General features: G+C 43.0%; 11 protein-coding genes. 1 reads left to right on the forward strand and 10 read right to left on the reverse strand.

What is annotated here, in order from left to right:
• Positions 1-69: 69 nt before the first annotated feature.
• The 10 genes from FKG96_RS05235 to FKG96_RS05285 all read right to left on the reverse strand — a co-directional run bounded on the left by FKG96_RS05235 (position 70) and on the right by FKG96_RS05285 (position 13,334).
• On the reverse strand, positions 70-939 hold the full coding sequence (locus tag FKG96_RS05235) for a sugar phosphate isomerase/epimerase (RefSeq protein ID WP_130854439.1): 870 nt from the start codon (positions 937-939) through the stop codon (positions 70-72).
• 81 nt (positions 940-1,020) lie between these two features.
• Complete coding sequence (locus FKG96_RS05240; RefSeq protein ID WP_130854438.1) at positions 1,021-2,523, reverse strand: Gfo/Idh/MocA family protein; 1,503 nt, start codon at positions 2,521-2,523, stop codon at positions 1,021-1,023.
• A 1-nt stretch (position 2,524) separates the two neighbouring features.
• On the reverse strand, positions 2,525-4,189 hold the full coding sequence (locus FKG96_RS05245; RefSeq protein WP_130854437.1) for a RagB/SusD family nutrient uptake outer membrane protein: 1,665 nt from the start codon (positions 4,187-4,189) through the stop codon (positions 2,525-2,527).
• Positions 4,190-4,192: 3 nt separating this feature from the next.
• The gene (locus FKG96_RS05250) at positions 4,193-7,624 is read right to left on the reverse strand and encodes a TonB-dependent receptor (protein ID WP_130854436.1); all 3,432 of its coding nucleotides are present in this window, start codon (positions 7,622-7,624) and stop codon (positions 4,193-4,195) included.
• A 173-nt stretch (positions 7,625-7,797) separates the two neighbouring features.
• The gene (locus FKG96_RS05255; RefSeq protein WP_130854435.1) at positions 7,798-8,793 is read right to left on the reverse strand and encodes a FecR family protein; all 996 of its coding nucleotides are present in this window, start codon (positions 8,791-8,793) and stop codon (positions 7,798-7,800) included.
• A 92-nt stretch (positions 8,794-8,885) separates the two neighbouring features.
• Complete coding sequence (locus tag FKG96_RS05260) at positions 8,886-9,467, reverse strand: RNA polymerase sigma factor (RefSeq protein WP_013664951.1); 582 nt, start codon at positions 9,465-9,467, stop codon at positions 8,886-8,888.
• A 324-nt stretch (positions 9,468-9,791) separates the two neighbouring features.
• Positions 9,792-10,439, reverse strand: a complete 648-nt coding sequence (locus FKG96_RS05270) for a DUF6266 family protein (RefSeq protein WP_130854433.1) — start codon at positions 10,437-10,439, stop codon at positions 9,792-9,794.
• Between the two features lie 277 nt (positions 10,440-10,716).
• A complete protein-coding gene (locus tag FKG96_RS05275; RefSeq protein ID WP_130854432.1) occupies positions 10,717-11,610 on the reverse strand; it encodes a class I SAM-dependent methyltransferase in 894 nt (297 codons plus the stop codon).
• Between the two features lie 159 nt (positions 11,611-11,769).
• Complete coding sequence (locus FKG96_RS05280) at positions 11,770-12,522, reverse strand: ABC transporter ATP-binding protein (protein WP_013664954.1); 753 nt, start codon at positions 12,520-12,522, stop codon at positions 11,770-11,772.
• A 77-nt stretch (positions 12,523-12,599) separates the two neighbouring features.
• On the reverse strand, positions 12,600-13,334 hold the full coding sequence (locus FKG96_RS05285; protein WP_013664955.1) for an ABC transporter permease: 735 nt from the start codon (positions 13,332-13,334) through the stop codon (positions 12,600-12,602).
• A 167-nt stretch (positions 13,335-13,501) separates the two neighbouring features.
• Between FKG96_RS05285 and FKG96_RS05290 the strand changes: the two genes are divergently transcribed.
• Positions 13,502-14,209, forward strand: coding sequence for an SDR family oxidoreductase (locus tag FKG96_RS05290; protein ID WP_149105168.1), 708 nt, complete (start codon positions 13,502-13,504; stop codon positions 14,207-14,209).
• The last annotated feature ends 29 nt before the right edge of the window (positions 14,210-14,238 follow it).

Genomic DNA, 14,238 nt, shown 5'->3' on the forward strand with positions numbered 1-14,238 from the left:
CTCTTTTTGTTTATAATGATACCTGCAGCAATTTAGTTATTTCCTGTTACAGATGCTTAGCTTGTGCCTTTATGGATTAATTTCCTTTAAAGCCTGGGAATAATAAGTTAAATTTTTTTGTATATCAGGTACCGAATTTTCCCAATTGTTTTCATATTCGATGGCCAAGGTTCCTTTGAAATTTTGTTGTTTTAGTTCAGCTAACATAGCTTTTACATCGAGTATGCCGGTACCCCAGATTGTATCGGGCATTTCCTCGTGCGCTGAACGCTTACCAGAGGTGATGTCTTTGAAATGGAGTGCATGTATACGCCCCTTTAACTTCCTAAGGCATTCCAGCGGATTCAGCCCTTCTCGTCTCCAATGGCCCACATCTGCGCAAGAGCCGATCCTCGCATCGCGGTGACCGATCACCTTCAATAAATCGTTAGGACTCCAATACAATGAAGGCTTGGGATGGTTATGGACAGCCAGTTTTATATTATACTTTTTGACAAGCTTTTCGACCAAGTCCCAATCGGCCAAGGCCGGTTCGGCACTAATGTACTCCATATGCATGGCTGCGGCAAAGGAAAAATAAGCTTCCCATTCGGCAGCTTCCGTTACAACCACTCCCATGGCAATGATCCTTATACCTCGTTTTGCAGCCTCTTGATTTAATTTCTCTTGATTTTCTTTTGATAAACTCGGCGAAAAGTTTAATTCGCCAAACCCTGCGCCCAAGGGATGCCCCGGGTAAACTTCAAGGTAGTGCAGTCCCAAAGTTTGTACTTTATCTAAGGTTTCCATCAGTGTAAACTTATGGAAGGTATACGACTGGACGGCAAGTTTCCAATCGGTCTTTACCTCTGGGGATTGTGCTGCCGCGTAATGAAAATTGTATAGAATTAAGCAGGCGGTAAAAAATACGGTTATCAGGTTCCTTTCTAATCTTTTCATGATGAATTCTCTTATATTTAAGACCGGTACCGTCGATCGCATAACAGATCAACGACACCGGCGATTACTTATTAAACCATATTAGTCGATCGGCATTTCGGGCAATTGGAATCCGTTATGGTAAGTATGCTTTATCCATTCGTTTGCAATGGATTTAGCTCCGAACTCCGTAAAACGACGATCAAATCGGGGATCACCATCAACTACTTTAAACTCGTCCACCGAAACGATGTTGATTTTATCCTGATCTCCAATATTGGTAAAGGTCATATTTTCACCATCCCACAGCAGGTCGCGGTGTAGGCCCTGTAGTCGAACAGCTAATACACCCATCACCACCATCTCATTAAATGGTCCGGAGAATCCAAAATGCGAACTGGCCTCCGTGCGATTTTCCGGAGATTCCTTGGCTGCGCGAATCCATTCCTGCTCGTGGGCATTGGTACTCCAAATATCTCCATTTCCACCTTTAATCCGCGGAATCCAAGGCGTCGGCTGCTCAAAATGTTCCATTTCGCTCACTGGTAAAAGGGTTGGGTTCATGCCATAACATCCGGTCATGATTTTTCCTTTTTTACCAATGAAGAGAATACCACCATTCTCGTCGCCTAACATCATGCCGGGACTGAGTTCCACCGGTCTTTCGGGCATCAATCCCCCGTCATACCAATGAACCTTTACTTCCGGCATTTTTACTTTTCTTTTTTTCGGTCGCTCCGGAAAAGTATACTGCACCATTTGTGCATGAGGTGGTGAATACAAATTACTGAGCGTTGAACTGCCATTAACTTTAATGGGGTACTTTAAATCTAAAGCCCAATAAATGGGATCCATAATATGGCAGGCCATATCGCCTAATGCGCCGGTACCGAAATCCCACCAACCTCTCCAGTTCCAGGGCGTATAAACACTGTGGTACGGACGTTTGCTGGCGGGGCCTAAGAAAAGATCCCAGGAAAGGGTATCTGGCACAGGCATGGCATCGCCGGGTTGCATCAATCCTTGTGGCCAAATCGGGCGATTGGTCCAACAGTGTACTTCTTCCACTTCTCCGATAATATCGGATTGAATCCATTCGGCAACCTGTCGGCACCAGTCAAAAGAGTTGCCTTGGTTACCCATCTGTGTGGCTACTCTATACTTAGAGGCTAGATTGGTTAAGAGACGCGATTCATATACAGAATGGCTAAGCGGCTTTTGCGTGTAACAGTGTTTTCCCAAAGTAATAGCATGGGCAGTAATGACGGCATGATTGTGGTCGGGAGTTGCTACCATAACGGCATCAATAGAATTTCCCATTTCATCAAATAGTTTCCGCCAATCTTTATATTGTTTTGCCTTCGGGTAATCCTGAAAAGTCTTTTGTGCATATTTCCAGTCTACGTCGCAAAGGGCGACAATATTTTCAGTGTTCATGTTAGCTAAATTGCGGCGACCCATGCCGCCAACACCTATGCCGGCTATATTCAGCTTGTCGCTAGGCGCCACGTATCCCAAAGTTTTACCCAAGACATGACTGGAAACAATGGTGAATCCCGCCAAGGCGGTGCTTTCTTTTATAAATTTTCTTCGTGTTAAATCCATGTTAGTAATTGCTGTTTTGTACTAATACTCCATTGGAGCGATCAATTTCAATTTGAGGTATAGGGAAAGGCCAGCTGTTTTCACTGGCATCACGTCCTTTATCGGCAAAGCCGTATTTTTGGTGGAAGGCTTTCATAGTGTTCGCGTATTCACCCCAACGTATTAGATCGTATAGTCGGAATCCCTCGAGGGCTAATTCGAATCGACGCTCCTTCTTTATGGCTTGCAAGATATCATCAGAGGTCTTTATGGCGTAACGGCTTGCAAAAGTAGCCTCATCGATGGCTTTGAGACCGGTTGCAAACAAGCGATAAATAGCGGGTTCATCAACTTTGGAGGTCGTTACGTAGGCACGGTGACGTACTTCGTTCAGGTAGTTCAATGCTTCTGCGTGATTGCCACCTGTTCGTATAATGGCTTCTGCATAGATAAGCAATACCTCGGAATAGCGGATCCAATACGGCTGCCAATTGCTACGTTGCAAGTCGTTTTGTTGCCGATAGGCTTGTGGTACAAAGGCTTTACGACTCTGTTGCAAATTATAGTCGTTAAAATAACCGCGATAGTTGTGTATTTCCTCTCCTCCGCTGGAAGTTTTGAAAATGTCGTTATGACTGATAATGGTAAACATTTTGCGTGGATCAGCCGGATCATATGCCGCTGCCAGATCGCGCGTTGGGGTATTTCCTCCCCAGCCGCCTACATTATTTCTGCCTACATTCATAATAGCAAAGGGGTCGCCCGCTAAGCCAAAAGCTGGATCGAATTTTCGCAGCACACCGAAAATGCATTCCTTTGAGAAGGGGCCGACTTGATAATCACCTCTAAATAAGTCCTGAAAATCGGGTAGCAATTGGAGCTGTCCGTTGTTAACGACCTCTCCCGCCATTTCTTTTGCGATGAGATATTCACCTAATGCATCTCCCTCCATTTTGCCCTGTTCCATTAATCCGGCAAAAAAAAGTGCAGCTCGTGCCTTAAGCGTATAAGCTGCATCTTTGGTGGCTCGTCCGGTTTCATTGTCGGGTAATTCGGACGATCGTGGAAAATTGGGCTCGGCAATAGCCTCGTCTAAATCGATGTACAACTGGTTGCGGAGCTCTTCGATGCTGGCCTTCCCCTTTCGTGTAGAAGGGTCTTCAACAGCAACTAAGAGGGGAACTTCCTTGAATACAGTAATTAAATCGAAATAATACCAAGCGCGCAAAAACTTTATTTCGGCAAAATAACGGGCAAGTGCTTCACTTGGAAGGGGTGCTCCGTTTTCCACTAAGTTACTTCTTTCTCGTTTCAGCGCATCAAGGGCGATATTACATCTGCCAATACCACGATATCGATTACTCCACGTTTCAAATAATAGGGGATTGGAAGAAAGAGGTCGACCGCGCCCTACTTCCGTTGTTTGCGGCCGATCGCCGGGATCGGAACCTCCCGCATCGGCATTATCGACACTTTCATCGCCAATCGCTACTTTGTTAACGGTGTAACCCCATCCGTCTTGCATTGGTTGGTAACAGCCCGTCACCAACTTTAAGCCGGCACCGTCGGTCTTAAAATAATCTGTTTCGTCCAGTACGCCGTAAGGGTCTCTTTCCAAAAAGTCACGCTTACAGCTGGCGATAAGGCCGAAAGCCGTTATGACTATATACGTTATCGTTCTTTTCATTGTCTAAAAGTTTGCATTGATACCAAACATAAATGATCTTGCCTGTGGGTAATAACCTTGATCTACTCCCATACTTAAGGGGGAACCGCTGCCAATCTCAGGGTCGAGACCTGAATAGGAAGTGAAGGTGAGGAGGTTGTACGCTCCTGTCCACACGCGAATACGTTGAATTTTGGCCTTTGCTAGCCAAGCATCCGGCAGCGTATACCCTAATTGCACACTCTTTATCCGTAGGTATGACCCATTTTCCACTAACCAATCGGATATTTGCAAATTGTTCTGATTGGAAGCGTTAATCGCGAACTGCGTGTGACTTGGATTACTTGGTGACCAGGCCTCGGTTAACAACTCTTTCGGCGCATTGTACCAGCCTACTCCCGACTTCATGTCGATCTTAGCAATGTTCATGATTTTATTGCCTAAGGTACCTTGCATTAACAGCTGAAAGTCGAAGTGCTTATAATCTGCTCCTAAACGGAGTCCGTAGGTCAGATCAGGAAAGGGATCACCCAAATTCGTGCGATCGGCATTGTTGATGGTCCCGTCACCGTTGACATCTACAAAACGCAAATCTCCTGGACGGGCGCCTTCTTGAATATAATCATCGGCTTCTTGTTGCGATTGGAAAATGCCATTTGTCCTGAAGCCGTAGAAATAACCGATCGGCATGCCTTCTTCGGTCAGGGTAGTTGTGTAGCTGATCCAACCACCACCGGTAATAGGCTCACCCCCACCTAAACTCAAGACCTTGTTTTTAAAGGTTGATGCATTGGCAGCAATGGAATAACCAAAATCTCCGATTTTATTACGGTACGAAAGATCGAATTCCAATCCGCTATTACGGACGCCACCGGCGTTGGACCAGGGACTATTCGGAAAGCCGAGGTAAGCCGGCAAAGGAACATTCAGTAACATCCCATCCGTGGTTTTGCGATAGGCATCTATTGTTAGGTTCAGCTTGTTGTTCAAGAAGGCTAAATCTAAGCCAATATCCAGCTGCTCAGTCTGCTCCCATTTTATCCCCGCATTTCCGATGTAATTACTGCCACCGATTAACTGTGGATTGCGTGGACCGAATAGATAATAGCCCATATTGCCCGAAAAGGTGGTTAGATAAGCACCTCGACTGATGTTTTGGTTACCTATCTTTCCCCAACTTACCCGAAGCTTCCCTAAATTGAGCCACGACCATTGCTTAATAAAGTCTTCTTCAGCAAAATTCCATCCAGCGGAAAGTGAAGGAAAAGCTCCCCATTTTTTATCCTCGCCAAAGTTGGAGGAACCATCGTAGCGGAAATTTGCCGTAAGCATATAGCGGTCCTTATAAGCGTAGAAAAGCCGACTGAAGTAAGAATTAAGTGCCATCTCCCATTTGGTACCGGATGCCTGCGGATTAATGGTGCCGGCATCAATGATCCACTGACTGGGATCATTGGATACTAACCCTTGTTTCGAGGCGCTGGAGGATTCGCTTTTCCATTGTTCTGCCGAGGTACCCACCAAGAACGTTACGTGGTGATCGGCGAATTCTTTATCAAATGTGGCTGTGTTCTCCCACACATAGTAATCCGTCTTTGAATTGGATTTACTTACCGTGGCGTCCACATTGAATTGATCGCCATCTAAATAATATTTCGGTGAAAAATAATCCGAGGTCCCTCTGGCTAAATCCACGCCAAAGTTACTTCTCAGTTTTAACCAGCTTAAGGGCTGTATGTCAATTGATCCACCTCCCTTAATAGCCGTTCCCTTCCATCGATTGTTTTTGTAGATCTCGGTCTGGGCTACCGGATTCTCCTTGTTAGTCATTAAAATGGGACTGTAAAACGACCATGGATTGTTTTGATCAATGCGATCAAGGAACAATCCCGATCGTAAAAAGTCGGGAACGTCTACTAAATTAGTCCGATACACGGGTGAGATCGGATCGGCTACGAAAGCGATAAAAGCGGTATTGAAACCTGGGCTGTTTTCAAGCACATTGCCTCTACCTTCATTAATGAGTCCAATATTCCCCGATAGTTTTAGCCAGCTGCGTAAATTATGGTTGAAATTAGTCCGCCAAGATAATCGATCATAGTCCGATCCATTGATAATCCCTTCTTGATCCATATAACTCAAGCTGGTCCGATAGGCTAAATCTTTAACACCACCGGAAATGGCGATATCATGATTTTGCACTAAGGCATTCTTATTATTGATCGCTTGCCACCAATTGGTACCCGCTTCACTTCCTGTGTTGGCACGCAGAAATTGTAACACCTCTGCCTTGTTTTGTTCCGAAAAATAGGGATCTAAACCTGCATTGATATTTGCTAGATTCTTGTAGTCCATAAACTCCGAAGCGTTCATCATCTCATAAGTTTTTATCGGATTTTGGATGCCGATATAACTATCCAGTGATATTTGGCTGTTTAGCTTGTCACCATCAGCGTTCCCCTTCGCCGTGGTAACCATAACGACCCCATTGGCTGCCCTTGAACCGTATATGGCGGTAGCCGACGCATCTTTTAAGACTTCAATGGACACAATATCATTGGGATTTAACCAACCGATGTCATTCTGAGGAAGTCCATCTACCACATAGAGTGGATTGTTATCGTTTACCGTACCTATTCCACGAATTCGAACAGCAGGAGGTGTGCCGGGGCTTCCGCCGGTAGAAGTGATTTGTACACCTGCCGTTTGACCTTGTAGGGCCTCTGTCGCATTTCGAATTGGCATATTACGGAGGTCCGTGCCGCTCACTTGCCCAACGGCACCGGTTAAATCGCGTTTACGTTGTGTTCCATAGCCAACTACCACCACTTCGTCCAAAGCGGCCTCTATTGATTTAAGTACAATCTGTAAGTCTTGCCCATTTCCAACTGCCACTTCTTGGGATTCGTAGCCTAAGTAGCTAATAGACAGAATGGATTGAGGAGTGGCGTTGACCATAAAGTGGCCTTGATCGTCGGTACGACTGGCTACATTGGTGCCTTTTACTTTAATGGATACGCCAATTAAGGGCTGTTTTGCCTCATCAAGCACTTTTCCGCTAACAGGAAAATCCTGCTGATCACTAATGGACTTTGGCAGACCTTCCTTCTTCTCTTTCAGCAGGATATAATCGCCTTGCAATTGATATGATAAAGAGGTGCCTTTTAATAACCTATCCAGAACATTGGCAACTGAACGTTTGGCGGGTGATATCGATATCGTTTGGTAGTTTTTTACCTCTTTGGCTTTATAGGCGAAACGATAGTTGCTGAGCGACTCGATCTTTAAAAGGGCGCTTTCCAGCGAGCCTTGATGAGAAAAGGAAATGTAGTCCTTATAAATGGATTGGCCTTTGGTTTTTTCAGCTAGCAACAGGCCAAAAGAAAAAAGTATCAAAAAGGCTATAAGACTGGCTGTTCTCATAATAAAAATGAGATAGGTTGGTTTAAAATTCATAATTTTGCATAATTAAGCTTATCTCTAGTTAAGATTGGGTTTAATACTGAGGGATTGCCGCAAGAATCCCTTATTTGCATGTGTAGTCACATTGGTTGCCGCCAATGTGACTGCCTTTTTAGGGAGGATATGTTCGTCTGTTCATCATTTTTTTTTAGGGTTTAAGCGGAACGCTATTCACAGCCATTACCATCGAGGTACACGGTGTCATTTTTTATTTCATATTTAAAGTTGTTCAGTGCACTAATGACATTTAACATTTCCCGCAAATTCTCTCCTTCATGGAAGGACACGGTAAAATGACAACCGCGGATGGCGTCATTACGATAAATGAAGGTCTTGTTACTCCATCTTTCCAAGGCCTTTCCTGCATCTGCCATGCTTATGTTATCGAAGCGCAATCGCTGATGAATCCAAGCAATCATAGCAGTGGCATTTACATCATGTACTTGCTTGTGATTGGTATGGACATTATAAATCAACTGTTGATTTGCGGTTAACAAGGATACAGTTTCAGCCTGATGCTGAACGGCTATTTTCCCTTGCCGGACTGTTACAGCGATATGCGATGCATCGAAGCTGTTAATGTTGAATGCGGTTCCCAATACTTTAGTGATAAGAGAACCTGTTTCCACAGTGAATGGCTTTTGTTTGTTGGATTGAACATCAAAATAAGCTTCTCCGGCTAAAACCACGCGCCTATCGTTATCGTTATAGTTGCGCGGAATATCTAATCGGCTACCTGCATTTAGCCAAACGGAGGTACCGTCAGGCAACTCAATTTGTCGTTGCTCGCCCAATGGGGCCGTCCAGGTAGTGGTAAATGCATTCCGTAAATGTTCCCGTGGAGAAGACAGCCTTTGATATAAAAGCGCACCGACTAATATCAAGGCCAGTGAAGCCGCAACCCAAGTCAGATAGAGGCGTTTTTGTTTGCGAGCTTGTAAAAATCGCTTATCGGAAGTAATCTGCTGATAACTTTTGAGGGATTGTTCTTGGTCATCCAAGTGGGGGATGATCGGTAAATCCTGAAACCGCCTTAATGCCTGATCAAGCTCCTCTGTATAGGTGTCGTCCTGAACAGCCTGCATTAACCTATGCAGCTCCTCTGCCGTAATGCGATCACTCGCTAGTTTTTCCAATAGTTCGCGTAGGCGTGTTTGATCCATATGTGACCTTTTTGAAGCTTCGTCAAAGCTCTTTATAAGTCAATACACAGGAAAGCTAAAGGATAACTAGGCTACCGGGAAAATTTTTTAAATCAAAAATAGAAAAGGAGAAAAAAATGGATTAAGCCGTATCGTAACAAATGTTTTCGGATTTTTTTCAGGCCTTCTACCAAATGATTGTTAACCGTATGAGGAGAGATTTGTAATCGTTCGGCAATTTGATCATGGCTTAGTCCTTCATACCTACTGAGGCAGAAAATTGTTTTCTGTTGTGGTGAAAGTTGATTCAGCGCTTCTTTAGATTTTTCATCGATTTCTTTTGCAGCCATGATATCCTGCGAAAGATGATCTAGTCTGTCGGATTTTTCCAATAACTCCGCAATAGCCTTCTCCGATTGGGCAATTTTTCGCAATTCATTTAATACAAGTCGACGGGAAATAGTAAATAAAAGTGGTGCTGCGGTAAAGCTATGATCCAATCTATCCCTTGCTTGCCAAAAGCGAATGAAGGTTTCTTGCATGACTTCTTCTGCATCTTCTTCATTTTTTAGAAACCGATAGGCAAAACTGACAATTTTTGTTCGATAGCGATCATAAATTTGGCGAAAGGCAACTTCATTCCCATCCTTGATAAGAAGAATTAGACTTTTTTCCTCTTCGTGTGAATGAATCATGATATGCATTAGGTTTGTTCATAGCAATAGTAAGCATAAAAAACTAAAAATTAAAAAATAGCTGGCTTTACTATTGCTTAAACACCCAGTAGCCCAATATCAGCCACAAAATTCCTTTCAGTAAAAAGAAAAGAAAACCCCAGAAACCAAGCCGTTTAAGCCAGACAATGAATTTATTCTTTTTTGGGATTTCGTTGTGTTCCATGATTATTAAGACGTACAAAGGAGTGTCTTGTTACCGTTTTAGCAACAAAAGAGGACCGTCGTGTCAAATAATGTTATTCGACAGGGAATAAGAACCTGCTTAAAGTAAAGGTAGGAAAATTATTGAATTTCTATAACGCCCGCGTATACGCTATCTGAACTATTGTTGCTACCATCCGTAGCAAAAAATGACAAATAAAGGTGAAGCTTCGTGCCAATTTTAAGTCCTGCAGGTAGTGCGATCTCGTCATGCAGTTCAAACCTACAATTCCCGAATTGTTTTGCTTCTGCGAAAGTTAACCTGTCTTCCGGATATAAGAGCAGCATGGTTCGGTTCCGGTTCAGTTTAGAGTCTATGGATGTATTTTTCCAACTAATATAAAGCTTCTTATTCTTCTGCTCGACCTGAACACCTTCGGGTGGAGGAAGGATTCCTTTGCTAAAACAGAACTTTTCGTAGTCCAATTTATAACCATCGGTTGTTTCTAAAACAGCTTCCTTCAAGTTATACGACATGGCTGAATTGTGACCGGTTCTATTAGTCGCGTAGTTCATAAAACCTAAACGAACAAGAGGAACTATGGGTTTCAACTTTTCTTGCATAAAGCTAAACTTGCTGCGCTGCTTGGCTTGTGATTTGGTAGGTTTTCGGTTTTTGTTGATACGCGGTAATCCACGAACATAGTCGATTCCTTTCCACTTGCAGAATACAACGCTTCCTACTTTTCCTGAAATTGGGCCGTTAGCTCCATTAGTTACTCTTCCCATGACGGATTATCATTAAAGGTTCCTAGATACAATATCAACTTTAGAGATGTTGATATACGATTTATACTACTAAACTAGTAACTATTTTATTAAAATTCGGAAAAAATTAGGATTTTATTTGCTTTTATCCGAATAAGCTCCGAACAAGGTCCGAATAAAATCCTACTGATTTCCAAAATAAAAGTAACGACAATAATAAAAGGGATATTATCCGGACTGAAAAAGGGCCGCGACTTAAGTATTAATTGTAAGCAACTGTAGGTGGTGCTATTTCACGTTAGCTTCTGAATTTTCCAAATACGCCTAAAGGTAATTTACTTCCAGCAGTGGCTTGAAGGAATAATTCGCCCGTCTCTAAATTTTTGACCGAAGGGAAAGCGCTTTTGATAAGATTTTCCACGATTACAGAGGAAAAACCTAGGGAATATGTGTTGAGGATTAAAAAATGTTCCTTGGGGTCTAATAACTTAACCACATCCAACATCATTTCGGTAATGTGGTCTTCTAATTTCCATTTCTCCCCTTTGGGGCCGTGGCCGTAAGCTGGTGGATCAAGGATAATACCATTATATTTATTCCCTCTTTTTAGTTCGCGCTTAACAAATTTTAAAGCGTCTTCTACAACCCAGCGTATATCTGCTAAACCCGAGAGTTCCTGGTTTTCATTTGCCCAGGTAACCACTTGTTTAATGGAGTCAACATGAGTCGTATCGGCGCCTGCGGCCCGAGCGATCAACGAAGCTCCGCCGGTGTAAGCAAAGAGGTTTAAAACTTTTGGCTTTGGCGTTTTAAAGGATTTGACAGTCGATGAGATATAGTCCCAATTAACCGCTTGCTCGGGGAATATGCCTACGTGTTTAAAGGAGGTAAGTCCCAGCCGGAACTTAATTTCTACGTCAGGATTTTTATAGGTGATATGCCATCTATCAGCTATCTTAGCATCCTTCTTGAGCCAGTCTCCGGTAGTAGCCGAACGGCCTTTGAAACGGATATGGTGAAGTTTGTTCCATTCTCCTTCATTCAGCGCTTTTGGCCAAACTGCTTGCGGTTCCGGACGAATCAGTACAAGCTGACCGAAGCGTTCCAATTTTTCAAAATTTCCGGAATCAATCAATTCATAGTCTTTCCAATATTGAGGAGTCAAAAGCTGTATGCTGGATGTCTGTGTCAAAGCGTTAATTTTTTGGCAAAGATAATGATTTGTTATTGGTTATAAGAGGTATTAAGCTTTATGCTATAGGCTAGGTGGAAGCGATAAGTTCCAAGCTACAAAGCAATAAGCCTAGAATCTTACGCTCCTAAGGCCTAATGCATATAGCCTACAGCTTTACTAAAACTTCTCCTTGGCTATTTTCATGAATGGACTGGCGAAAACAAAATCGTTTAGCTCCTCAACGTCGGTATGGGCAATTTCTTTGTTCGATCCTTCCCATTTCTTTTCTCCTTGATATAGAAATAATATATATTGACCGATGCCCATTACCGAGTTCATATCATGTGTAACAACAACGGTTGTTGTGTTGTATTCTTCTGTAATGTCTTGGATTAGTTCGTCAATGACAATGGAAGTACGTGGATCCAGACCGGAATTGGGCTCATCGCAAAAAAGGTATTTGGGCGTCATGGCAATGGCTCGGGCAATCCCAACCCGTTTTTTCATCCCGCCTGAAAGTTCTGCAGGATAAAGTTTATTCCGCCCTTCCAGATTTACACGTTCTAAACAGAAATTAGCGCGTTCAATGCGCTCTTTTTTGCTCATGTCACTGAACATCTGTAAAGGAAAAGTGATATTCTCCTCTACTGTCATCGAATCGAATAGGGCTGAGTTTTGAAAAAGCATGCCAATTTCCTTTCGGATTGGAATACGCTCTTCAAAATTCATCCGGGTAAAGTCCTGGTCCTGATAAAGCACTTTTCCTTTGTTTGGCTCATGCAAACCAACCATGCACTTGAGTAAGGTGCTCTTTCCTGAGCCGGAGCCTCCGATGATTAAACTGATTTTACCGGCTTCAAATTTGGCAGATATGCCTCTAAGCACATCATTGTCACCAAAGGATTTATATATGTCCTGAACGTTAATCATTGTTTTTGGTTTTTAGCCGTTAGCTTTTATATATTAGCTCGTTTAGCTAAGGGCTAATAGTAATAACTAATCGCTTTTTAGAGCATTAACGCTGTAATTACATAATCCGTGGCCAAGATCATAATACAGCTGACGACGACACTTTTTGTACTCGCTTGCCCAACTTCCAAAGCGCCTCCTTTTACATAGAAACCATGATAAGCAGCTACGGATGTAATCACAAAACCGAATACAAATGCCTTTACCAAGGCTACCGCCACGGTATAGCCGTTGAAGTCTCCTGTAATACCCATAATATAATCAGCTGGCGTTACAGCTCCGGAAAGGGCGCCACCGATCAAGCCACCACTCAGTGCCAAAAATATAGATAGGATAACCAGAACCGGTACCATGGTAATGCCCGCTAAGATCTTTGGTAAAATTAAGTAGCCGGGAGCATTAATTCCCATAATTTCCAAGGCATCAATCTGTTCGGTAACACGCATAGAACCGATTTGGGAAGAGATGGACGAACCTACTTTTCCTGCCAAAACGAGCGCAGAGATGGTAGGACTTAATTCCAATATACTCGAGTCGCGGTTGATTTGGCCTATGATGGAGTTTGGAATAAGATCAGACACTAATTGAAAAGCGATCTGCATGGTCATAACCGCACCTATGAACGTAGAAATAATGGCGATCAAGCCCAAAGAGCCTACGCCGATACTGTTCATCTCATGCATAATCTCTTTCCAGTAAATACTCGCTTTTTCAGGTTTTTTAAAAACTGATTTTAACAGTAAAAGATATTTGCCGAAGCTCGTAAAAAACATATATGTGTCTCAAGAAAATATATTATCACCAAACTTATATAAAATTGCATTCATATGCAATTTAGCGATTCGGCTGGCTAAACAGAAATACAAACAGCAATTTGATATATTTGTTTGTTGGGCAAAGAGCCTAAAGCGAACAATCAACATTAATAATTCGTAACAATATGAAAAAATGTGCGCTCATTACGGGTGCCACCAAAGGAATTGGAAAGAGCATTGCCTGTGCTTTGGCAAAAGAAGGCTTTGATATTTTGCTGTCTGCCAGAACAGAAAATGACTTACTTACCTTACAATCAGCGCTTGAATCCCGGTATCCGGATCAACGTTTTTATTATCAGGTTGCAGATTGTAAGGATCAGCAGCAAGTGAAAGCACTGGCCCTGCAAACCGATGCGTTTTTTTCTCACTTGGATGTCTTAGTGAATAACGTCGGACTTTTTGTACCGGGGGGCTTTTTGGAGGAATCACCCGAGTCTTTGGCGGATCACTTGGCGGTTAACGTGCTGTGCACGCATTATTTGGCTGTTTATTTTGGTAGGAAAATGTGTCAAAGAAAGAGTGGACACGTTTTCAATGTCGGATCGGTAGCCGGTAAATCGCCTTTTGTAAAAGCTGCTTCATACAGTGTAACAAAGTATGCAGTACATGGTCTAACAGCTATATTGAGGCAAGAGCTTGGAACATATGGGGTTAAGGTTACAGAAATTATTCCGGGCTCTACGTATACTTCTTCTTGGGAGGGGGTGGATATCCCTTCTGAGAAATTTGTAGCGGCGGAGGATATTGCGGATGCCGTAGTGACTTGCTTAAAGATGAGCAAAGGAGCTAATGTGGATGAAATCGTTATCAGGCCGCTCGATTTGGAGATTTAGTTGGGTGTTGGAAGCGGTGATGTGGCGAT

The sequence above is a fragment of the Olivibacter sp. LS-1 genome, from assembly GCF_008245145.1.
Lineage (GTDB): Bacteria > Bacteroidota > Bacteroidia > Sphingobacteriales > Sphingobacteriaceae > Olivibacter > Olivibacter oleidegradans.

Coding starts and splice junctions, on each gene's coding strand:
- FKG96_RS05235 (WP_130854439.1), bottom strand. CDS start 939: ATGAAAAGATTAGAAAGGAACCTGATAACCGTATTTTTTACCGCCTGC.
- FKG96_RS05240 (WP_130854438.1), bottom strand. CDS start 2,523: ATGGATTTAACACGAAGAAAATTTATAAAAGAAAGCACCGCCTTGGCG.
- FKG96_RS05245 (WP_130854437.1), bottom strand. CDS start 4,189: ATGAAAAGAACGATAACGTATATAGTCATAACGGCTTTCGGCCTTATC.
- FKG96_RS05250 (WP_130854436.1), bottom strand. CDS start 7,624: ATGAATTTTAAACCAACCTATCTCATTTTTATTATGAGAACAGCCAGT.
- FKG96_RS05255 (WP_130854435.1), bottom strand. CDS start 8,793: ATGGATCAAACACGCCTACGCGAACTATTGGAAAAACTAGCGAGTGAT.
- FKG96_RS05260 (WP_013664951.1), bottom strand. CDS start 9,467: ATGATTCATTCACACGAAGAGGAAAAAAGTCTAATTCTTCTTATCAAG.
- FKG96_RS05270 (WP_130854433.1), bottom strand. CDS start 10,439: ATGGGAAGAGTAACTAATGGAGCTAACGGCCCAATTTCAGGAAAAGTA.
- FKG96_RS05280 (WP_013664954.1), bottom strand. CDS start 12,522: ATGATTAACGTTCAGGACATATATAAATCCTTTGGTGACAATGATGTG.
- FKG96_RS05285 (WP_013664955.1), bottom strand. CDS start 13,334: ATGTTTTTTACGAGCTTCGGCAAATATCTTTTACTGTTAAAATCAGTT.
- FKG96_RS05290 (WP_149105168.1), top strand. CDS start 13,502: ATGAAAAAATGTGCGCTCATTACGGGTGCCACCAAAGGAATTGGAAAG.